Origin of the sequence: Arthrobacter sp. 260 (assembly GCF_013116745.1) — a bacterium.
Lineage (GTDB): Bacteria > Actinomycetota > Actinomycetes > Actinomycetales > Micrococcaceae > Arthrobacter_D.
This window is the reverse complement of sequence record NZ_JABFOE010000005.1, coordinates 35,962-57,183: the sequence shown is the minus strand read 5'-3', so window position 1 is coordinate 57,183 and position 21,222 is coordinate 35,962. Positions and strand designations below refer to the sequence as shown.

The window sequence follows — 21,222 nt, the reverse complement described above, 5'->3', positions numbered from 1 at the left end:
ACCGCGTGCCATACTCTTTTGCCATGACTAAGTCAGTGACGGACTACTTTCCCACCGGTACGCCCCTGCAGTGGCGGCCTATCACGCCGGACGATATCGGGCAGTGGCTGGAGCTCATCAAGCGCATGGCCGAGGAGGACAAGCCGGACTGGGTTGAGGAACGCGCCGACCTGGAGCAGATCCTTGAATCGTCAAAGACAGACCCGGAGAAGGACACCATCCTGGGGCTGGACGCCGACGGCGTCCCCCGCGCGGTCGGAGCCATCCAGAAGAATCATGGCTCGACCCTGATCCACACGATGGGTGGGGTGGATCCGGCCTGGCGGCGCCGCGGCATCGGGACCGCACTGTACGGCTGGCAGGCGGCGCGCGCCCGACGGCGCCTCGATGAGGACGGCGCAGCGGAAGGGGTGCTGCGCACCTACGCGGAGGAGCGGGTTCCCTCCCAGCTGGCCCTGATGGATGCGACCGGGAACACTGTGGTGCGGTACTTCACCGAGATGACCCGCCCCCTGGGGACGGAGATCCCGGCGGTCCAGATCCCTGCCGGACTGCGGATCGCAACGTTTTCTGAGGAACTCTCCGAGGCGGTGCGGCTGGCCCACAACGAGGCGTTCCAGGACCACTGGGGCAGTGAGCCGCGGGACGAGGAATCCTGGCGGTACACGGTGACGCACCCCGAGTTCAGACCTGACTGGAGCCTGGCGGTGGTCGACGAGGAAACCGGTGAGGTGGCCGCCTACCAGCTGGCCAGCTTCGACCCCGGCTCGAAGGAGATCCTGGGATACACGGAGGCCTACACCGATCTGCTTGGGGTGCGCCGGAACTGGCGGGGGCTCCGTCTGGCCCCGGCGCTGCTTGTCGAGGCGATGCGACGGTTCGCAGCGGATGGCATCGAGAACGCCGGGCTGGGCGTGGACACCGAGAACCCGTCAGGGGCGCTCGGGCTGTACGAACGCCTCGGCTACGAACCCACCCACCGGACTAGGGTCTACGAACTGGCGATCTAGCCTCAAACCGGGCTGGGCCCGATCGCCTCCACTGTCTGGTTGAGCGCCACTCCTGAACCGTCCCGCCGGCCGTGTTCAGTGGGCAGCGCCCGGGACACGCCGCTCGAGGAGGCCGCCTTCGCCGGTCCGTGACCGGCCCAGGCGACCACCAGCCCGTCCTCATCCTTGAGGAACCGGTGGGCACGCACGCCAGCAGTGGCCCTGCCCTTCGCCGGGTACTCGGCGAACTCGGTGACCTTCACCGAACCCGCGGAGGTGCCGGGCAGCGCCCCGCTCGCTGCTGCGACGGTGACGACGACGGCTGCCGGGTCGTCGGCAGTCACGGCACCGAAGTGAATGACCGAGTCGCCCGTTCCCAGCTTGATGCCTGCCATCCCGCCAGCGGTGCGGCCCTGCGGCCGGACCGTCGACGCGGGGAAACGGAGCAGCTGTGCCTGCGCGGTGATGAAGACCAGGGCATCGTGGTCAGCGGCCGTCGCCAGACCCACCAGCTTGTCCTTGGGCTTGAGGGAAATGACCTCCCACTCGTCCCGGTTGAGCGGGTACTCAGGAGCCACTCGCTTCACCACGCCCTGCGCGGTGCCCAGGGCGATCACGGTGTCCAGGGGCGCCAACCCCACCAGTACCTCGCCCGGGAGCAGCGTCATGAACTCCTGCGCGGGGACTCCACCGGCCAGGTTCGGAATGCCGGCGGTGGGGGCCAGCGCCGGCATGTCCATCACCTGCAGGCGCAGCATCCGGCCGGCGGACGTCACCGCACCTACCTCTGCCCGGGCGGTGGAGGGGAGCACCGAGCGGAACACATCGTGCTTGACCCGCTGCCCTGCCTCACCGAAAGGATCCTGGCTGGAGGTGCGCGCCAATTGACCTGACGTGGAGAGAATGACCCAGCAGGGGTCGTCAGCGATCTCGAGGGGCAGGGGAGCCGCCTTACCGCCGGTTGCCACAGCCGCCGGCATGACCGTGCCCTTCAGCGGGGAGCTGGACTCGGACTCCAGAAGGACCGTTCGCCGCGGCGTCGCGAATTTCTCTGCCACCTGGGCAAGTTCCTCCGACAGGAGAGCCCGCAGCCGTTCCTCGGAGCCGAGCAGCTCTTCCAGCAGCGCAATCTCGCGGCGCAGCTCGTCCTGTTCCTTCTCCAGCTCGATCCGTGAGTACTTGGTCAGCTGGCGCAGGCGCAGTTCGAGGATGTAGTTGGCCTGCAGCTCGGACAGGTCGTAGATCGACATCAGGCGTTCCCTGGCCTGCGCCGACTCGTCGGAGGAGCGGATGATCTGGATGACTTCGTCGATATCAACTATCGCGATGAGCAGGCCCTCGACCAGGTGCAGCCGGTCCTTCTTGCGGCCCAGCCGGTAGGTGGTGCGCCGGCGGACCACCGAGAGCCGGTGCTTGATGTAGACCTGCAGCAGCTCGACCAGGCCGAGCGTCCTGGGCTGCCCGTCCACCAGGGTCACATTGTTGATCCCGAAGGAATCCTCCATCGGCGTGTACCGGTACAGCTGGGCGAGCACCGCGTTCGGGTTGAAACCGTTCTTCAGTTCGATGACCAGCCGGAGCCCGTGGCGTCGGTCGGTCAGGTCCACGATGTCGGAAATGCCCTGCAGCTTCTTGGAAGTGACGGCATCCTTGATCTTCTCGATGATCTTTTCCGGGCCCACCGTGTAGGGAAGCTCGGTCACCACCAGGCCGGTCCGCCGGGCGGAGAGCTGCTCGATACCTACCGTGGCGCGGGTCTTGAACGACCCCCGGCCGGTGGCGTACGCGTCGCGCACCCCGTCGAGACCGACAATTTTGCCGCCACTCGGGAGGTCCGGGCCGGGAATGAAACGCATCAGGTCATCAAGACCCGCATCCGGGTTGCTGATCAGGTGCCGGGCGGCGGCGATCACCTCGCCGAGGTTGTGGGGTGCCATGTTGGTGGCCATGCCGACGGCGATGCCCGTGGCGCCGTTGACCAGCAGGTTGGGGAACGCGGCCGGGAGTACCTCGGGCTGCAGCAGCTGGTTGTCGTAGTTCGGGACGAAATCCACCACGTCTTCGTCCAGGTGGTCAGTCATGGTGAGCGCCGCGGCGGCGAGCCGGGCCTCGGTGTACCGGGGGGCGGCCGGGCCGTCGTCGAGCGAGCCAAAGTTTCCGTGACCGTCGATCAGGGGCAGGCGCAGGGAGAAGTCCTGGGCCATGCGCACCATCGCGTCGTAGATTGCCGCATCACCGTGGGGGTGGAGTTTTCCCATCACCTCGCCCACCACACGGGCGGACTTCACATGCCCGCGGTCCGGCCGCAGACCCATGTCGGTCATCATGTAGAGGATGCGCCGTTGGACGGGCTTGAGCCCGTCCCGCGCGTCGGGCAGGGCCCGGGAGTAAATCACCGAATAGGCGTATTCCAGGAACGAGTGTTCCATCTCGGACGTGACGTCGATATCGATGATGTTCTCGGTGTAATCCACCGGGGCTGCTGTGGTTTGGCGCCTGGCCATGATCGGGTGGTCCTCGGGTCGTGAAGGGGGTGTGCTGCCAACAGTAATGACGTGGGCGCCGAACGCCCACTAGGGTGAGTCTATGGCTGCTGGCGGACATTACCCGGAATATTGGGAGGCCGACGTCGTGTTGCGGGACGGCGCCACCGCACATTTGCGGCCCATTTCGCCCGACGACGCGGACGCTGTCCAGCACTTTCACATGCAGCAGTCCGAGAACTCCATCTACCTGCGGTTCTTCACCTACAAGTCGTCGCTGAGCACCAAAGAGCTCAAACGGTTCACCGAGGTGGACCACCGCGACCGGGTCGCCTTCGTGATCACCCGGGGCACCGACATCCTGGGCATCGGACGGTACGACCGGCTCGATGACCCGACCGAGGCGGAGGTCGCCTTCAACATTGCCGACGCCCATCAGGGCCGGGGGCTGGGGTCCATCCTGCTGGAGCACCTGGCGGCAGCGGCCCGGGAGAACGGAATCAGCCGGTTCTCCGCCGAGGTCCTCCCGGAGAACCGGAAGATGATCACCGTTTTCGCCGAGGCCGGGTATGAGGTGCAGCGCCGCTTCGACGACGGCGTGGTGATGCTGCAGTTCAACATCGACCCCACCGAGAAATCCCGGGCCGTGATGGAATCCCGCGAGCACCGTGCTGAGGCCCGCAGCGTCGCCGACCTGCTCTCGCCGTCGTCGGTGGCAGTGATCGGCGCCAGCCGCGAGTGGGGGACCGTCGGGTACTCCTTCCTGGAACACATCATTGACGGCGGCTACACCGGCGACGTGTACGCGGTGAACCCCGAGGCCTTCGAACTGGCGGGAATGATTTCCTTCGCATCGATCGCTGAGGTGCCGGGGCCAGTCGACCTTGCGGTCATCGCCGTGCCCTACGACCAGGTGGCAACGGTGGTTGACCAGTGCGGGGAGGCTGGCGTCAAGGGACTGCTCGTCGCCACCGCCGGATTTGCCGACGACGGCGCCGCAGGCCTGGCCCGGCAGCGAACCCTCGTGCACCGGGCTCGGGCCTACGGGATGCGGGTGGTGGGACCGGCGTCGCTCGGACTGGTGAACACCGACCCAGCGATCAGACTCAACGCCTCAATGGCTCCCGCCCTGCCCGCTGCCGGCGCCCTGGGCCTGTTCAGCCAGTCGGCGGCGATCGGCGTCCTGCTCTACGCGGCCGCCGGGCGGCGCGGGCTGGGACTGAGCTCCTTCGTCTCCGCCGGGAACCGGGCTGATATCTCCGGTAATGACGCCATGCAGTACTGGGAGGACGATCCCTCCACCCGGGCCGTCGGGCTGTACCTCGAATCGGTCGGCAACCCCCGCAAGTTCTCCCGGATTGCCCGCCGCCTGTCCAAGACAAAACCCGTTATCGTGGCGAAGTCCGATGTGATGGGCCTTCAGCTGCCCCCGGGACACGCAGTGCGCACCACCCAGGCGCCGTCGGGTGCGCTCGATGCGATGCTCAAACAGTCGGGGGTGATCCGGGTCGAGACCACCGCCCAGCTGGTGGACATTGCCCAGATCCTCGTCAGCCAGCCGCTGCCCGCAGGTCCCAGCCTCGCGGTGTTCAGCAACTCCCTGGCGCTGGGCAAGGTGGTGGCCGACGCGGCTGCCGCCCAGTCCCTGGACGTGCGTCGCCTGGTCACCGACATCGAACTGGACACCGGACAGTCGGTTGCGCTGCCCGTCCTCCGCGCGGCGGTCCTGGAGGCGTTAGCGGATGAGGAGGTGCACTCGGCGGTGGTTGCCCTGCTGCCCTCCCCGGGCCTGACAGTCGATGCCATCGCGGCCTGTCTCAGGGACTGCGCCGAAACGGCCAACAAGCCGCTGGTCGCTTCCTTCGCCGGCATTCTGGATCCGATGGTGCGCTCCGAGGGGCTGCTCGCTGTCCCCGACAATCCGATGGGGGAGTCCACCGGCCAGCGGGGAATCCCGTGCTACTCGGGCCCAGGAGCGGCGGTCGCCGCGCTGGGAGCAGTCGTGACGTACGCCCGGTGGCGGGCACGGGACAACGGCGGGTTCGACGAGCCGGCGGACATCGATCCGGACGCCGCGTCGGGGCTGCTCCATCAGGCGCTGGAACGGGTCGACGGCGACGGGCTGACCCGTCTGGACCCGGGCGAAGCTGCCACCCTGCTGGACCACTACGGCATCACCCTGCTTCCCGCCGTCCGGTTCACCACCGCCGACGAGGCGGTGGCGGCCGCCGACCGGCTGGGCTGGCCGGTGGTCATCAAGACCGTTGACGAGCACCTCCGGCACCGGCTCGACCTCGGGGGCGTCCGGCTGAACATCGAGGATGCCGACTCGCTCCGGCTGAACATCGCCCAGATGGAGAAGGTGCTGGCGCCCTTCGGGGTCAGCGGGATGGAAGTGCAAACGATGGCACCCTCCGGTCAGGCGTGCACCCTCCGTGCCATCGAGGACCCCCTGCTGGGGCCGGTGCTGTCCTTCGGGCTGGCGGGCGACGCCGTCGACCTCCTCGACGACTGGGCGCACAGCATTCCGCCGCTCTCCACCGTTGACGTCTCGGACCTGGTCCGTGCACCCCGGGCCTCCCGCAAATTGTTCGGGTACCAGGGTCTTCCGGCTACCGATATCGCGGCCATCGAGAACCTGATCAAACGGGTGGCCGTCCTGAAGGACCGCCACCCCGAGATCGCACTGCTGGAGTTCAACCCCGTGCTGGTCTCGGCGGGCGGGCTGGTCATCCTGAGCACCGACATCCTGGTGGGCAACCCGCAGCGGCGGACCGACAGCGCCCGGCGCGCCATGCGGGACTGACACCGGGTTAGGCGGCGGGCGCCCGAATAAGGGAAACTGGATGTATGACCTCATCGCTCTCCGCTGAACGCCGCAGCCTCGACGCCTCCCTGGAACGGGCTGGTTTCTACCCTCGCCTGGTCGCCGACACGGTGCACGATGCCCTCGACGGCAGGGAACCGCTCTCCCATGTGGTGCACCTGGAGACCCACTTCGAGCGGAACGAGGTGCACCGCCACATCACTGTGCTGGTCCTCACCGAGGACATGCTGGTGATCACCCACGTCGACGACCAGCAGCTGGATGAGGACGGGCAGCAGATGATGGCCCAGGTCTCCACCGAATCCGTCCCGGTCATCCAGATCCGGTCGGTGGTGCTCAGCTACCTGTACGCCCAGCCGCAGGACTACAAACCCTCCGACCAGGCCCGTGAGCTCACCCTGGCAATTGCCTGGTCCGGCGGTCAGCGTCTGGACATGGGGCCAGCCGGCTGCAGCGACCCGCAGTGCGACGCCGACCACGGCTACACCGGCACCATTTCGCAGGAGGACATTGTGCTGCGCGTCAGTGCCGAGGCCGACGGCATGCAGGCAGTCCAGAACGCGAAGTCCTTTGCCCGCGCCCTGCGGAAGGTCAACACGGCCAACCCGGTCACGCCCGTCGCCGCCGGCACGCTGGCTCCGGCGCCGCGCAGGCAGCCAGGTCTCGGTGCGCGGTTCAGCCGGACCCACCACCAGGGCTAGCCCTCAGTGGATCAGATCACCGGACACCGGGAGCCTCTTCCGGCGGCACCCGCCTATGGCCGCAGCACCATCGCCGAGGTGTTCACCAGCGCTGCCGCGGCCCTGGACCTCACCTCCACCACCGGCCCCTTCGACAACGCCCTCGGCCTGCCGGCCGCGTCCCGTATCTGCGTGGTGGTGGTCGACGGGCTCGGGTCGGCGCTGCTGAAGAAACGAGGGGGGCACGCGCCGTTCCTGCGCCGGCACCTGGACAGCGCCCGCACCATCGGATCGGCGTTCCCGTCAACGACCGCCGCGTCACTGGCCAGCCTTGGCACCGGCCTGCCTCCCGGCAGGCATGGCCTGGTGGGCTACGACGTCCTGGACCCCGAGCAGGACAAGGTGGTGAACATGCTCGGCGGCTGGGACGCGAAAGTGGACCCCCAACGGTGGCAGCCCTATCCGTCGGTCTTTGAACAGGTTTCCGCCCAGGTCCCCGTGGTGAGTGTGTCCCTCCCGAAGTTCGCCGATTCCGCCATGACCCGCGCCGCGCTCAGGGGCGGCAGCTACCTGGCAGCCGGAACCCTTCAAGCGCGGGTGCGCAGTGCACACGAACAGCTCGCCGCGACGAAGCGGTCCCTCGTGTACCTCTATCTCAACGAGATGGACAAGGCCGGCCACCGGTTCGGCTGCGGTTCCTCCCAGTGGGGAACCCAGCTCGAGGATGTCGACGGTGCCGTCAAAACGCTCGCCGCCCGCGTGCCCTCCGACACCCTCCTGCTGCTGACTGCCGACCACGGGATGGTCGACGTCGACGAGGCGCACCGCTACGACTTCTCGACCGACCCCACGCTGATCGACGGAGTCGCCCACACAGCCGGCGAGCCGCGGATGCTGCACCTGTACCTGGAACCCGGCCTGTCCACCGACCGGCGCGAGAGCCTCATCGCGGCCTGGCAGGCGGCCTACGGGCAGTACGCGTGGATCCTTACCCGCGAGCAGGCCATCGAGGCAGGGCTGTTCGGCCAGGTCGACGAGCGGGTCCTGCCCCGCATAGGTGACCTCCTGGTCGCGGCACGGGAACCCATCGCGCTGTACGACCGCCGCCGCACCAGCGAATCAGCGATGGAAGTTGTGGGGCAGCATGGGTCCCTGACCCGCGCCGAACGCGAAGTGCCGTTGCTGACGCTGGGCCGCCCAGGCGGGAAGGTCTCCCGTGGCTGAACTGATCTTCTTTTCCGGCACCATGGACTGCGGCAAATCGACCCTGGCCCTGCAGATGGATCACAACCATCGGGCCAGGGGCCGGGCTGGCCTGCTCTTCAGCTCCCACGACCGGGCGGGCGAGGCAATGATCTCCAGCCGGCTGGGCCTTCAGACGGGAGCGGTGGAGGTTACCGACAGCACCGACTTCTGGGCCGAGATTGTCCGACGTCGCACGGCCGCCGAGCGCGTCGATTACCTGATCTGCGACGAGGCCCAGTTCTACACGGGCGAGCAGATCGACCAGCTGGCCCGCATTGTCGATGAGATGGACGTCGACGTGTTTGCATTCGGGATCACCTCGGATTTCAGAACCAGGCTCTTTCCTGGCTCGCAGCGGCTCATCGAACTCGCGGACCGGGTCCAGGTGCTCCAGGTGGAGGCGCTCTGCTGGTGCGGCCGCCGGGCAACCCACAATGCGCGGACCATCGACGGTGTCATGGTGGTCGAGGGTGACCAGGTGGTGGTAGGCGATGTGGAACTCCAGCAGGTGCAGCGGGACCCGCTGCAGCCCGAACTGCCGATTGCCGAAGGAGCCGCAGACGACGCTCCCCACCCGCCGGTGACGGGTTACGAAACCCTGTGCCGGCGCCATCACACCCGGCGGGTTACCCTGCGGACGGCCAACGCGATGAAGAGCAACGAAATGCTGCTGCCGTTCTCGCCCTAGGGCAGGAACTGGTGTGCCGACGCTTGGCTTTCCCAGGACACCGGCTTGTCTCAGGTCGGCTAGTCGCTCTTGGTACCGAAGACGATCTCATCCCAGCTGGGGACGCTGGACCGCTTCGGCCGGATCTTGCGATCTGTGGGCTCGTCGGCCACCTTCGGTGAACGTGCGGGGACCGGGTCCTGCTCCGGGCGGTCATCTGTAGCCTCAGCCGGTTCGGCAGAGGGCTGTGCCGGGCGCCCGGGCCGGGCGAAGATGCTGATCTCACGGGTGTCAGTGCTCACATCCTCGGAGAGGCGGGGTGAGCCATCGCTGTAGGTCTGGTGCTCCTGGTCCTCGTCGTCGGGTCGCATCGACGGGGCCAGACTGAGACCAGCGAACCGCTGCGGTTCCTCGGCGTCGTCCATGCTCTCGGCGGAACCGATGGCGTCCGCCTCTTCGTCCCCCTCGGTGGGGCGGGGGTGGGCCGCGGGGATACTGCCCTTGGCCAGCAGATGCGCGAGGGCGTCGTCGCCCTCCTCATCCACTCCGAGACGCTGCCCGCGGCGGGACCGGAGCACGTCCAACAGGTTGTCGGAGGCCTCTTCGGCGGCAACCTCGGGCGCCTTCTGGGCCTCGAAGTCGAAGACGTGATCGGCCACGGCGCTGAGCCGGCGCGTCGGCAGAGGGCCGTCAAGAGGTTCAAGCTCGCTGAGCAGCTGGGCCCACCGGTTGGTGTTGAGGACTGTCTTGCGGCTGGGGTTGAACGTCCACTGGGCCGGTGGCTCCTCGCCCACACTCACACGGGCGTCGGATGCCAGTTCAAATCGGGCGACGACATTCCACAGTCCGTCCGGCCGGCGCCAGGCGTCCCATTCGACGCCGCTCGGATCCACCCCGTAGGCCTGCAGCCGGTAATCGACCATTTCTCCCAGCTGTGCCGGGTTCTCGCCAAACGCTGACCGGTAGCCATCGTGGGACGGCAGGGGAGAGGACACCTCGACGCGCTGGGCCAGGATGGCCATGTAGTCGCGTTCGGCGCGGACCGGACCCTCATAGCGGAGCACGTGTGCCAGTTCCTGGCCGGTCTCGTCAACGATGTCCTGGGCCGTTGCGCCGCTGCGGATCCTCGCCTGGATGTCCCGGGGCGACAACGGCACCACCGGCTTGCCCGCGGGAGGCGGTGGGGTGGTGATCTTGTGCTGTTCCATGGGGCGGGAAACCGCCATGCGGAGCGCCTCGTTGACCGGCAGGCTGTAATTCGAGCCGTCCTCGCCGTTCAAGTGCAGGTGTCCGCCGTCCTCGTGAACACCTACCAGCCGTAGTTCCTGCATGAAAATCCTCCGAGCCGACATTGCTTCCTTACCGTGAAACTTTGCCACCTGTTGGCCCACATGCCTACTACACCCGTGGTGTGGCGCGGAACTTTCGCCGTCGGACGGGCCAGGACGACGCGGAATTGGACTATCCCGGCGGCGTGGGCAACAATCGCTGGCGTACGGGCACAAACTGCGGTCAGTCAGCGTTGGACTCGACGTTGAACAGTTTCGACGTGAACGTTGGACAGTTTCGAGTAGCACAACCACAGAACACCGGAGAGTGAACAACCGATTATGGCGACCGATTACGATACGCCGCGCACCACCCAGGACGACTCGGACGCTGACTCGATCGACGAGTTGAAAGCGCAACGACCCGACCACCAGTCCCCGGTGATCGACGAGGACGAAATAGAAGCGGCTGACGGGTTCGAACTGCCCGGAGCCGACCTCTCAGGCGAGGAAATCCAGGTGCGGATCCTCCCCGCCCAGGCCGATGAATTCACCTGCGCCTCCTGTTTCCTGGTGCGTCACCGATCCCAGATCGCCCGTCAGGCCGGTGCACTGGCCTACTGCAGCGACTGCGAGGGGTAGGTCGTCAGGACCTGGTCAGCTGGCCAGGGCCGCGACGAGCTGCTCGGGGCGACGGGTGGAGGTCAACCAGTAGGGAGTGGGATCCGCCGGGTCGGTGATTGCCACCCGGACCACCGGGGAAATCCAGCCCCTGATACACAGGTACGCGGTCGCATTCAGCTGCGGCCCGCGCTGGGCGGTCGCGTCCTCACCGGTGTACGCCGTCACCTCCCCGAGGAACTGCCGCTCAATGGTGGCCCGTCCCACGGTCAGGTGCGACGACGTCACTACGATGCGCGGCGTGGACAACACCAGGAGCGTGACCAGCACCACTGCGACGACGGTGGCCGCAATGAACCCGGTGGTCAGGTTGATGGGGGCGAACGTGACCACTGAGGCTCCCGCCGCGCCGGCCGCAACCAGCCAGATCCACGGTGCAGGCCACAGCCGCTCCTCGTAGATGACGGGGCTGGTGGATGGTGCTGGAGCGGGGGTTGACATACCCCTACCCTGACAGATTTTTCGGGGTACTTCATCCCAGCACGCGGCATCGTCGGCACCCGGCAGCCACAAAGGTTAAGGCGCTAGAGTGAAGGCCTACCCCGATCACCCACGACGCAGCTGGAGTAAGAACGTGCTGGACCCACAGCGGAGACTTCCCGTGCAGATCAAACTGCTCGACGACGCGATGACACCCCCGGCGTACGCCCAGCCGGGTGATGCTGGCGCAGACCTGCGGACCCGCATCGATTTTCGGCTGGCACCGGGGGAGCGGGCCCTGGTGCCCACCGGCGTGGCCATTGCCCTTCCGGAAGGATATGTGGGCCTGGTCCATCCGCGGTCCGGTCTGGCGACGAAGCACGGGGTGACAGTGGTCAACGCACCGGGGACCATCGACTCCGGCTACCGGGGGGAAATTGCCGTCACCCTGCTGAATACCGACACAACTGAGTCACTGAGCTTCAAACGGGGTGACCGGATCGCCCAGCTGGTCATCCAGCAGGTGGAACAGGCTGACTTCACAGTGGTGGAGGAGCTTCCGGAATCGGTGCGCGGCGCTGCGGGCTTCGGATCCACCGGGGGTTACAGCATCGAACCCACAGCGCATCCAACCCACGCATAACCTAGAGGATATCCAGCTACGGGACCCGGCACGACGGGTCCCACACACCAAGGAAAGGAACCCAATCATGGTTTTTGGGCGCCTGAAGAAGAAGCAAGAGAACCTCCCGGCAGAAGAGGCGACACCCGCCGCCAGCCCGGTCGAGGAACAGGTTGCACCAGCGTCAGCCGCTGCGACCGAGAATACGACCACCGAGGACACGACCGCCGCGGATCCCACCCCTGAGGGGGCGACCACCCCCACTGATGCCCCGGAACCCGCAACGGCCGCTGATGGCACCGACGCGCCAGTCGCAGCCGACGACGACGCCGAGCCAACCCCCGCTGCCCCCTCAACACCCGCGGCCCCGGCCCCGGGCGTGGTCGTCTCCCGTGACAACGGGCCGTTCGACGTCTCGGAACACGACTCCGACGCCGGCTACATCGACCTCGGTGCGCTACGCATCGGAGCAGCCGAGGGTCTCCAGCTTCGCCTCGAAGTGGAAGAGAAGACCAAGCGGGTCATCGCCGTGACCCTCGACCTGAACGGATCCAACCTGCAACTGCAGGCGTTTGCCGCACCCCGCACCGATGGGTTGTGGGACGAAATCCGGGCCCAGATCGGCGTCTCCGTCGGCTCGCAGGGTGGCACGGTCCAGGATCGTGTCGGCACCTTCGGCACCGAACTGGTAGCCAAGCTCCCCGCCAAAACGGCGGACGGGCAGCCCGGCTTCCGGGTGGCCCGGTTCCTCGGCGTCGACGGCCCCCGCTGGTTCCTCCGCGGTGTCATCGGCGGACCCGCGGCAATCAACAAGGAAGCGGCCGCACCGATCGAGGAACTCTTCCGCAAGGTCGTCGTGGTCAGGGGAGACCACCCGCTGCCGCCACGTGAACTACTGCAGCTCCGGCTGCCCAAGGAATCGGCGTCGGCCCGCCCCACCGAGCCCGTGCCACCGGCTCCTGATCTCACCGATCCGCTGAAGCGCGGTCCCGAGATCACCCACATTGGCTGACCGACCGGGAGTGGACAGCGCCGGGGTGCACCCCGGCGCCGCTTCAACTGTCGGTGGGCTGCCCACCCGTGGGCGGGCCAGGGCGCGGGGCTACATCTCGCGAATCACCGTCCTGCCCCGCAGCTCAGCACCCCAGTTCGCCGCGGTCGTGTCCGACGACGCCCCGCCGGTGACCACCGGATCCGACCGCCGCGACAGTGTGGCCCGCCTACGGGCCCAGGTACGGCTGGTCTGGATTGGACAGCGGCGGGTGCCGGGCATCGAAGCGGGAACCCAGATAGCTTTTGAAGGTATGGTCAGCCCGGTGGACGGGATGCCAACGATCTACAATCCTCGTTACGAAATCATCGGCCGTCCGGAGGCACAGCAGTGAGCACCCCCCCACCACCCAGCACCGAGCCTGAGCCCGATCCGGCTCAGCGCCAGGGACCCACTGCCGCCGAACTGGCGGAACAGTACGCCGCCCGGTCCGGCATGCAACGCTCGGAGAACGGCCAGATCGATGTCCTGCAGTCGATTGGCGGGGTCAGAGGGCTCGCCGAGAGCATCCTGCCCGGCCTGATCTTCACTGTGGTCTTCACCATCAACCGGGACCTGGCGAGTTCACTCATCGCCGCACTGGGTGTCGCCGCCATCTTCACCGTCATCCGGCTCGTCTCCAGGACCCCCCTCACGCAGGCGCTATCGGGCCTGATCGGTGTGGCGATCTGCGCTTTTGTAGCCAACCGCACCGGCAATGCCGAAGACTTTTTCGTCCCCGGGTTCTTCACGAACGGCGCCTACATCATCGCGATGGTCATCTCCATCGCGGCGCGGTGGCCGATCGCCGGACTGCTCTTCGGCTTCATCAGGGGTGAGGGTGTCGAATGGCGGAAGGACCCTTTGCGGGTCAAGGCGTACACCATTGCCACCTGGATCATCGTGACGGTCCTCGGGCTAAGGCTGGCCGTTCAAATGCCCCTGTACTTCGCCGAGAACTTCGTGGCGCTCGGGACCACCCGACTGATTATGGGACTCCCGCTTTACGCACTTGGGCTGTGGCTCGCGTGGCTCGTGTCCCGCCCGCCCGCCCAGCTCCCAGCCGGCGCGACAGACAGGTAGCCGGTCAGGGCAGGCCCGGCGCGTCCACGGGCGCACCGGTGTCGTCGTCGTCAGTAGGAACGGCGAGGAGCACGCTGCGGAGCGCGTCCTCGGCGGCGATCGCTGCGATCAGGAACAGCTCGTCGCCCGGTTCCACCACGTCGTCGGGGCTGGGCGTAATCGACGCGTCGTCCCGCAGGATTGCCACCACCGTGCAGTCCTCCGGCAGGATCAGCGAACCAAGGGTGCGGCCCACGATCGGTGATTCCTGGGGCACGGTGAACTCGACGATCGATGTGACACCGCTCTGCAGGGTGAGCAGCCGGACCAGGTCACCAATCTCGACTGCCTCTTCCACCAACGCCGTCATCAGCCGGGGAGTGTTCACGGCCACGTCAACACCCCACGAGTCGTCGAACATCCAGTCGTTCTTCGGGTTGTTGACCCGGCCCACCGTCCGGCCCACCCCGAACTCGCTCTTCGCCAGCAGGGACACCACCAGGTTGACCTTGTCGTCCCCGGTCGCGGAGACCACCACGTCAGCCTCATCCAGCCGGGCGTCCTTGAGGGTGGTCAGCTCACAGGCGTCACCGATCAGCCATTTGGCTCCCTTGAGCCCGCTGCGGCCGATCACCTCGGGCTTCTCATCGATCAGCAGGATTTCGTGGTTGTTCGAGAGCAGCTCCTTGGCGATCGAGGATCCCACGCTGCCTGCGCCCGCTATGACTACTCTCACTCCGACTCCTCCACAGGTTTCTTGGCGAGGATACGCCCTATCTCGTCCGTGGCGGAGGTCTTCATCATGGCGTGCACAATGTCGCCTTCCTGGTAGCTGGTCTCCGAGGTGGGCAGCATGCCCTCACCGAACCGCGTGAGATAGGCGACGCGGATCCCCGACGCGGCCTCGATATCGGCAAGCGACCGCCCCAGCCAGCCGTCGTGCAGAGTGAGCTCGCCAAGGATCAGCCGTCCCGAGGTCTCCCGGAAATCCCCGTTGATGCTCTGTTCGGGCAGGATGCGGCGCAGCACCTGGTCGGCGCTCCACCGGACCGCGGCAACCGTGGGAATGCCCAGACGCTGATAGATCTCAGCTCGTCCGGGGTCGTAGATACGTGCCACCACGTGCGGCACGTGGAAGATCTCACGGGCCACCCGGGTAGCCAGGATGTTCGAGTTGTCACCGCTGGACACCGCTGCGAAGGCGTAGGCGTTCTCAATATCTGCGTTCTTCAGCGTGTCCCGGTCGAAACCGACGCCGGTGACCTTCCGGCCACCGAACGAGCCCCTGAGCCGGCGGAATGCGCGGTCGTCCTGGTCGATGATGGCCACCGTGTGCCCCGACTCGTCGAGGGTATGGGCGAGGCTGACGCCCACCCGGCCGCACCCCATAATTACAAAATGCGCCACTCGCGCCACCTGCCGTTCCAACCGATTGCCAACCTACGTGTCAACGCGCTCCACTCGCTGGGGGCCTGCGTCCGCTGCACCCAGCCTAATGGAGTGTGGCAGCAACAAACGCGCTAGTCTGTGGGCTGTGCTGACTTTCTTTGAAGCCGTCAAGCGGGTGCTGGTGGGCAAACCGTTCCGCAACGACCGGCTGCGGCATCAGACCCTGCCCAAGCGGATCGCGATGCCGGTGTTCTCGGCCAACGCCCTGTCCTCGGTGGCCTACGCACCCGACGAAATTCTCCTCACCCTGGCCCTGGCCGGGCTGGCTGCCGTGTCGGTGTCGCCCTGGGTGGGGTTGGCCGTCCTGGTGGTGCTGCTGGTAGTGATCGCCTCCTACCGGCAGGCCGTCCACGCGTACCCCACCGGGGGTGGCGACTACGAGATCGCCCGCCGCAACCTGGGAAGCTCGGCCGGACTGACCGTGGCGTCCGCCCTGATGGTGGACTACGTGTTGACCGTCGCCGTTTCGGTGTCCGCCGCTGCCCACTACCTCATTGCCCTCGCGCCGGGGCTCGCGGGCGGCCAGACGGTGATGGCGGTGGCCGGCGTCGTCGTCCTGGTGTTGCTGAACCTGCGCGGCGTGTCCCGGAACACCCTGGCCCTTGCCATTCCCACCTATGTCTTCCTGGCCGCGATCCTTGGCATGTGCGCCGTCGGCATCATCCAGCGCCTCAACGGAACGCTGGGGGAGGCGCCCAGCGCCCGGTTCGAGATCATCCCCGACCCCGCGCTCGACGCCGGGCTGGTGGGCCTTGCGGGTGCGCTGCTGATTCTCCGCGCCTTCTCCGCCGGGGCGGCAGCCCTCACGGGTGTCGAGGTCCCCAGCGCCAACGTGCCGAGCTTCCAGGCTCCCCGTAGCCGCAACGCAGCGTCCAGCCTGCTCATTCTCGGCGTCGTCGCGTCGGCCATGATGGCCGGGGTGATCTACCTCGCCAACGCGGTGAAGGTGCACGTGGTGCAGAACCCGCAGGAGCAACTGCTGCTGGACGGCAACCCCGTGTCCGAGGACTACATTCAGAACCCGGTGGTCAGCCAGCTGGCCCGCACCATCTTCAGCGACGCGGCGATACCCTTCATCCTGGTGGTGGGCGCCACCGCCCTCATCCTGGTCCTGGCCGGTCACGCCGCGTTCAACGGTTTTCCAGTGCTTGCCTCAATCCTCGCCAAGGACGGGTATCTGCCGCGCCAGCTGCGCACTCGCGGGGACCGGCTGACCTTCAGCAACGGCATCCTCGCCCTCGGCGCGGGAGCCATCCTGTTGATCTTTGTCTTCCGCGCCGATGTCACCCAGCTGGTTCAGCTCTATATTGTCGGCGTGTTTGTGTCCTTCACCGCGAGCCAGGCCGCACTGATCAAACACTGGACCCGCGAGCTGCGCAGCACCGCCGACAAAAAGCGGCGGTGGCGGATGAAGAAGTCCCGGGCCATCAACACTGTCGGTTTCGTGCTTACCGCCGCGGTGCTGGTGGTGGTCCTGGTGACCAAGTTCGAGTACGGAGCATGGGTGGCCGTGCTGGCGATGGTGGTCCTGTTCGCCGTCATGCACAGCATCAAGCGGCACTACGACCAGGTGGCCAGCGAACTGGCCCTCGACGACTCCACCTTCTCCCGTGCGCTGCCGTCCCGCGTCCACGCGGTCATTCTGGTCTCCCACGTCCGCAAGCCGGTGCTGCGCGCCCTCGCCTTTGCCCGCGCGTCCCGGCCGTCCAAGCTGGACGCGATCGTGGTGGATGTGGATCCGGAGGAGACGGAGCGGACGCTGCGCGACTGGGACCGGTACGAGATTCCGGTGCCGATCACGGTGCTGGCGTCGCCCTACCGGGACACCATCCTCCCGATCATGGAGTACATCAGGAGTATCCGCAGCGACTCCCCACGGGACCTGATTGTCGTCTACATCCCCGAGTATGTGGTGGGCCGATGGTGGGAGCAGCTGGTTCACAATCAGACCGCCCTCCGCATCAAGACCCGGCTGCACTTCGAACCGGGGGTTATGGTGGCAAGTGTCCCCTGGCAGCTCGCATCCTCCGACGCCGCACGAAAATTCCAGGACCTGCAATGACCTTTCAGGGAAACACCAGTTCCGCAGATCCACAGCAGTATTTATCCCAGCAGTAATTAAGGACCCACAGTGACAGACCAGCCGTCAGCCACCCTCGACCTCACCATCGGCCCGGTGGCCCACGGTGGCCACTGCGTGGCGCGCCATGAGGGTCGGGTGATCTTTGTGCGCCATGCGCTGCCCGGCGAAAGGGTGCGCGTCAGGCTCACTGAGCACGACGACGGCGCGAAATTCTGGCGTGCGGACGTGGTCGAGGTGCTGGAGGCATCCGAGCACCGGGTCAACCACCCGTGGCCCCTCGCCGACGCGCTGCTGGCCGCCCAGCGGGGGGCCGCGCCCGTGGGTGGTGCCGAGTTTGGGCACATCGCCCTGCCCGCCCAGCGCGAGCTCAAGGGGACTGTCTTCAGCGAACAGCTCAGCCGGCTGGCAGGAGTGAAGCGCACGGTCGAGGTGGAACCGGTTCCCGGCGAATCCCCGGACGGTCTGCGGTGGCGCACCCGGGCAAGCTTCGCCGTCGCACCCGACGGACACCTCGCCATGCACGCCCACCGGTCCAACGAACTGATCCCGGTCGCCGAGATGCCCCTGGCCATCGATGCGATCAACGAGCTCCAGCTGTGGACCATCGACTTCACCGGCATCCAGCGGGTCGAGGTGGCGGTCGGCTCAGCGGGCGGACCGCCCCTCGTGCTGCTGGTCCCCGCACCCGGCGCGCGGCGCAAACAAACCGCGGCAGTCGTCCACCAGTTCGACGGACCAGCAGTGGCCTTCTGGGACCCCGAAAAGGGGACAGTGGAGCGGGTCCGCGGCAAGACCTGGCTCGCTGAGACGGTGCGGGACAACACCTACCGGATTACCGGCGACGGGTTCTGGCAGATTCACCGGGGTGCCCCGGAGCTGCTGATGGGCGCCGTCCTGGATGGCCTGGCCATCCAGCCGGGGGAGCGGGCCGCCGATCTCTACGCGGGGGCCGGGCTCTTCACGGCGCCGATCGCCGACGCTGTGCGCGACACGGGCAGTGTCCTCGCGGTTGAGGGGTCTCCCGGCGCGTCCCGCGACGCAAAGCGCAACCTGCACGGCCGCACCCAGGTCGACATCGTGCAGGGCAAGGTGGACCGGGTGCTCCAGGAGCGGAAACCCTCACTCGATGTGGTGGTGCTGGATCCGCCGCGTGCCGGCGCCGGTCAGGCAGCGATCACCGAGGTGATCGCCGCCGGTCCGCGGGCAGTCGGGTACGTGTCCTGCGACCCGGCATCGTTTGCCCGCGACGTCGGATACTTCCAGCAGGCCGGCTGGGAACTGGACACCCTGCGCGTGTTCGACCTGTACCCGCACACGCATCATATGGAGTCCTTCGCGGTGCTGCGCCCGGTTGCCGGCTAGGTCCGATGACCGGTCGGCCACCTGAAACGGTGCTCCCGGCCGGTCTTCCGGGACGCCGCCGGGTGCCGTGGCGTTTTGGCGGCGGGCACCCTTGGCGGAGATCCCGCGTTAGAGTTAATGACCCGCGGGTGGACGTCCGGCGGGATTGACCAACGCAAGGAGGCACCGATGGGACTCTTGGAAACCATCCGCCACCCCCAGGACCTTAGCCGGCTCACCAACGACCAGCTGGTGCGCCTGGCAGGGGAGATCCGTGACTTCCTGATCACCAACGTGTCCCGGACCGGAGGGCACCTCGGTCCCAACCTGGGGGTCGTCGAACTGACCCTTGGGATGCACAGGGTCTTCGACTCGCCGCGCGACGCGATGATCTTCGACACGGGACACCAGTCCTACGTGCATAAACTCCTCACCGGCCGCCAGGACTTCAGCACCCTCCGCCAGCAGGGTGGACTGTCCGGGTACCCGTCCCGCGCGGAATCCGAGCACGACGTCGTCGAGAGCTCCCACGCGTCCTCCTCCCTGTCCTGGGCCGACGGCATTTCCCGCGCCCGGGTGATCGCCGGTGAAGGCGACAGGTACACAGTCGTGATGGTGGGCGACGGCGCCCTGACCGGCGGGATGGCCTGGGAGGCCATCAACAACATTGCCGCCGACAAACGACGCCGCGTGGTGATCGTCGTCAACGACAACGGCAGGTCCTACGCGCCGACCATCGGGGGAGTTGCCGACTACCTGGCCTCGCTGCGGCCCACCCTCGACACCGTCCGCACCCATCCCGTCTACGAGGGCACCCTCGACTGGTCCAAGCGTCGCCTCCAGAACGGCGGCCCCCTGGGCCGTTTCGCCTACAAGAGCCTGCACGCCACGAAAAAGGGCATCAAGGACTGGTGGGCACCCCAGGGGTTGTTCGAGGACCTCGGGATGAAATACATCGGCCCGATCAACGGCCACGACATGGCAGCCGTCGAGCACGCACTGCACCAGGCACGCAACTATGAGGGCCCGGTGATCGTGCATGCGATGACCGAGAAGGGATACGGCTACGCGCCGGCCCGCGCCCACGTCGACGACCAGTTCCACGCGGTGGGCATCATCGATCCCGAAACCGGTCAGCCGGTCGGCGCCGCCGGACCGCAGTCCTGGACCTCGGTCTTCGCCGACGAGATCACGGCGATCGCTGACGAGCGCAAGGACATCGTCGGGATCACCGGCGCCATGCTCATCCCTGTGGGGCTGCACAAGTTCGCTGAGAAATACCCGGAACGCGTGTTCGACGTCGGAATCGCCGAGCAGCATGCGCTCACCAGCGCCGCCGGGATGGCGTTTGGCGGACTGCACCCGGTGGTTGCCCTGTACGCCACCTTCCTGGGCCGCGGCTTCGACCAGCTCCTGATGGATGTCGCACTGCACAAGGCGGGGGTCACTGTGGTCCTGGATCGCTCCGGGGTCACCGGCCCCGACGGCGCAAGCCACCACGGGATGTGGGACATGGCCATGCTCCAGATCATTCCCGGGCTGCACCTGGCCGCTCCCCGTGACGCTACCCGGCTGCGTGAGGAGCTTCGGGAGGCTGTCGCCATCGGCGACGCCCCCAGTGTGGTCCGCTACTCCAAGGGAGCGGTGGGCGCCGAGGTGCTAGCCATTGAACGGCTCGACGACGGCGTCGAAGTGCTGCTTCGTCGCCCGACCGGGTCGAGCAGCAACGACGTCCTCATTGTTAGCGTCGGCGCGATGAGCGAACTCGCCCTGGACGTCGCCAACCGGTTGGGTGCCCAGGGGATCAGCTCGACGGTCATCGATCCGCGGTGGGTCCTCCCCGTCCGCCGCTCGGTCATCGACATGGCCGCTGAGCACCGGATTGTCATCGTGATCGAGGACGGTGTCAGGGCGGGTGGAGTCGGGTCACGGATCCGGCAGGAAATGCGTGCCGTCGGTGTGGACACCGCATTGAACGAGGTAGGACTGCCGGTTGAGTTCCTCGACCACGGCACCCGCAGCGAGGTGCTCGAACGCGTCGGATTGACCGCGCGCAAGGTGGCACAGGACGTGGTCGAACAGGTGCTGGGCACCCGTGTTCCCGTCGCACGCCCGCTCCCCGGTCAGGATTCACCGGTCACGGGGCAGCTGCCCAAACTCTAGGCCGCCGAAAAGCGGAGTGTCAGAAACAGTCTGTGAGACAATGAACGTGGCTGGCAGGGGAACCACATTCCCCGGCCGGTCCAGTGACAGGCTTCCGGCTCTGCCGGCGACGCTTCCGCGTGCATCGTGAAAACATCCTGACGGATGGGGTGCCGGGAATCCGCTGTGCAGGCCACCCGTTGGGAAAGCAGCGGATAAGGAAAAGCGCCACT

18 protein-coding genes are annotated in these 21,222 nt (G+C 67.0%); 13 read left to right on the top strand and 5 right to left on the bottom strand.

Going from position 1 to position 21,222, the window contains the following annotated elements:
• The first annotated feature begins 23 nt into the window (after positions 1-23).
• The gene (locus tag HMI57_RS07405; RefSeq protein WP_228720985.1) at positions 24-1,010 is read left to right on the top strand and encodes a GNAT family N-acetyltransferase; all 987 of its coding nucleotides are present in this window, start codon (positions 24-26) and stop codon (positions 1,008-1,010) included.
• Between the two features lie 2 nt (positions 1,011-1,012).
• Here HMI57_RS07405 and HMI57_RS07400 read toward each other — a convergent pair whose 3' ends face one another.
• On the bottom strand, positions 1,013-3,493 hold the full coding sequence (locus HMI57_RS07400) for a DNA topoisomerase (ATP-hydrolyzing) (RefSeq protein WP_171585305.1): 2,481 nt from the start codon (positions 3,491-3,493) through the stop codon (positions 1,013-1,015).
• An 82-nt stretch (positions 3,494-3,575) separates the two neighbouring features.
• On the opposite strand from HMI57_RS07400, the gene HMI57_RS07395 reads away from it, so the two are divergent.
• From HMI57_RS07395 to HMI57_RS07380, 4 genes are read left to right on the top strand one after another with little or no spacing between them, the layout of a single operon-like run.
• The gene (locus tag HMI57_RS07395) at positions 3,576-6,278 is read left to right on the top strand and encodes a GNAT family N-acetyltransferase (RefSeq protein ID WP_171585304.1); all 2,703 of its coding nucleotides are present in this window, start codon (positions 3,576-3,578) and stop codon (positions 6,276-6,278) included.
• 44 nt (positions 6,279-6,322) lie between these two features.
• Positions 6,323-7,000 (top strand): DUF5998 family protein, encoded by a 678-nt coding sequence (locus HMI57_RS07390; protein ID WP_171585303.1) that lies wholly within the window; start codon positions 6,323-6,325, stop codon positions 6,998-7,000.
• 6 nt (positions 7,001-7,006) lie between these two features.
• Positions 7,007-8,203, top strand: coding sequence for an alkaline phosphatase family protein (locus HMI57_RS07385; RefSeq protein ID WP_171585302.1), 1,197 nt, complete (start codon positions 7,007-7,009; stop codon positions 8,201-8,203).
• Entirely contained in the window at positions 8,196-8,912 is a 717-nt protein-coding gene (locus tag HMI57_RS07380) for a thymidine kinase (protein ID WP_171585301.1), read from the top strand. The genes HMI57_RS07385 and HMI57_RS07380 overlap by 8 nt, the downstream gene beginning before the upstream one ends.
• Before the next feature lie 59 nt (positions 8,913-8,971).
• On the opposite strand, the gene sepH is transcribed toward HMI57_RS07380, so the two are convergent.
• The gene (gene sepH, locus HMI57_RS07375) at positions 8,972-10,222 is read right to left on the bottom strand and encodes a septation protein SepH (protein ID WP_171585300.1); all 1,251 of its coding nucleotides are present in this window, start codon (positions 10,220-10,222) and stop codon (positions 8,972-8,974) included.
• 279 nt (positions 10,223-10,501) lie between these two features.
• Between sepH and HMI57_RS07370 the strand changes: the two genes are divergently transcribed.
• A complete protein-coding gene (locus HMI57_RS07370) occupies positions 10,502-10,801 on the top strand; it encodes a DUF4193 domain-containing protein (RefSeq protein ID WP_171585299.1) in 300 nt (99 codons plus the stop codon).
• A gap of 15 nt (positions 10,802-10,816) precedes the next feature.
• On the opposite strand, the gene HMI57_RS07365 is transcribed toward HMI57_RS07370, so the two are convergent.
• Positions 10,817-11,281 carry a DUF3093 domain-containing protein gene (locus HMI57_RS07365; RefSeq protein WP_171585298.1) on the bottom strand — a complete coding sequence of 155 codons (465 nt, stop codon included), beginning with the start codon at positions 11,279-11,281 and terminating at the stop codon, positions 10,817-10,819.
• 136 nt (positions 11,282-11,417) lie between these two features.
• Here HMI57_RS07365 and dut point away from each other — a divergent pair, with 136 nt between their 5' ends.
• The 4 genes from dut (at position 11,418) to HMI57_RS07345 (ending at position 13,995) form a co-directional block, all read left to right on the top strand.
• On the top strand, positions 11,418-11,903 hold the full coding sequence (gene dut / locus HMI57_RS07360) for a dUTP diphosphatase (protein ID WP_216607251.1): 486 nt from the start codon (positions 11,418-11,420) through the stop codon (positions 11,901-11,903).
• 67 nt (positions 11,904-11,970) lie between these two features.
• A complete protein-coding gene (locus HMI57_RS07355; protein ID WP_171585296.1) occupies positions 11,971-12,894 on the top strand; it encodes a DUF3710 domain-containing protein in 924 nt (307 codons plus the stop codon).
• Positions 12,887-13,267 carry an OB-fold nucleic acid binding domain-containing protein gene (locus tag HMI57_RS07350; RefSeq protein ID WP_171585295.1) on the top strand — a complete coding sequence of 127 codons (381 nt, stop codon included), beginning with the start codon at positions 12,887-12,889 and terminating at the stop codon, positions 13,265-13,267. Before HMI57_RS07355 ends, HMI57_RS07350 begins: the two co-directional genes overlap by 8 nt.
• Entirely contained in the window at positions 13,264-13,995 is a 732-nt protein-coding gene (locus HMI57_RS07345) for a DUF3159 domain-containing protein (RefSeq protein ID WP_346655157.1), read from the top strand. The genes HMI57_RS07350 and HMI57_RS07345 overlap by 4 nt, the downstream gene beginning before the upstream one ends.
• Positions 13,996-13,999: 4 nt before the next feature.
• On the opposite strand, the gene HMI57_RS07340 is transcribed toward HMI57_RS07345, so the two are convergent.
• Positions 14,000-14,710, bottom strand: a complete 711-nt coding sequence (locus HMI57_RS07340; protein ID WP_171585294.1) for a TrkA family potassium uptake protein — start codon at positions 14,708-14,710, stop codon at positions 14,000-14,002.
• Complete coding sequence (locus HMI57_RS07335) at positions 14,707-15,381, bottom strand: TrkA family potassium uptake protein (RefSeq protein WP_171585293.1); 675 nt, start codon at positions 15,379-15,381, stop codon at positions 14,707-14,709. The genes HMI57_RS07340 and HMI57_RS07335 overlap by 4 nt, the downstream gene beginning before the upstream one ends.
• 127 nt (positions 15,382-15,508) lie before the next feature.
• Between HMI57_RS07335 and HMI57_RS07330 the strand changes: the two genes are divergently transcribed.
• From HMI57_RS07330 to dxs, 3 genes are all read left to right on the top strand, one after another.
• Positions 15,509-17,485, top strand: coding sequence for an APC family permease (locus tag HMI57_RS07330; protein ID WP_171585292.1), 1,977 nt, complete (start codon positions 15,509-15,511; stop codon positions 17,483-17,485).
• A gap of 69 nt (positions 17,486-17,554) precedes the next feature.
• Positions 17,555-18,868, top strand: a complete 1,314-nt coding sequence (locus HMI57_RS07325) for a class I SAM-dependent RNA methyltransferase (protein ID WP_171585291.1) — start codon at positions 17,555-17,557, stop codon at positions 18,866-18,868.
• A 168-nt stretch (positions 18,869-19,036) separates the two neighbouring features.
• Positions 19,037-21,010, top strand: a complete 1,974-nt coding sequence (gene dxs, locus HMI57_RS07320) for a 1-deoxy-D-xylulose-5-phosphate synthase (RefSeq protein WP_171585290.1) — start codon at positions 19,037-19,039, stop codon at positions 21,008-21,010.
• The last annotated feature ends 212 nt before the right edge of the window (positions 21,011-21,222 follow it).

Excerpts from the sequence above, each read along its gene's own strand:
- HMI57_RS07390 (WP_171585303.1), top strand. The coding sequence starts at position 6,323 with ATGACCTCATCGCTCTCCGCTGAACGCCGCAGCCTCGACGCCTCCCTG.
- HMI57_RS07365 (WP_171585298.1), bottom strand. The coding sequence starts at position 11,281 with ATGTCAACCCCCGCTCCAGCACCATCCACCAGCCCCGTCATCTACGAG.
- HMI57_RS07400 (WP_171585305.1), bottom strand. The coding sequence starts at position 3,493 with ATGGCCAGGCGCCAAACCACAGCAGCCCCGGTGGATTACACCGAGAAC.
- HMI57_RS07355 (WP_171585296.1), top strand. The coding sequence starts at position 11,971 with ATGGTTTTTGGGCGCCTGAAGAAGAAGCAAGAGAACCTCCCGGCAGAA.
- HMI57_RS07370 (WP_171585299.1), top strand. The coding sequence starts at position 10,502 with ATGGCGACCGATTACGATACGCCGCGCACCACCCAGGACGACTCGGAC.
- HMI57_RS07395 (WP_171585304.1), top strand. The coding sequence starts at position 3,576 with ATGGCTGCTGGCGGACATTACCCGGAATATTGGGAGGCCGACGTCGTG.
- HMI57_RS07405 (WP_228720985.1), top strand. The coding sequence starts at position 24 with ATGACTAAGTCAGTGACGGACTACTTTCCCACCGGTACGCCCCTGCAG.
- sepH (WP_171585300.1), bottom strand. The coding sequence starts at position 10,222 with ATGCAGGAACTACGGCTGGTAGGTGTTCACGAGGACGGCGGACACCTG.
- dxs (WP_171585290.1), top strand. The coding sequence starts at position 19,037 with ATGGGACTCTTGGAAACCATCCGCCACCCCCAGGACCTTAGCCGGCTC.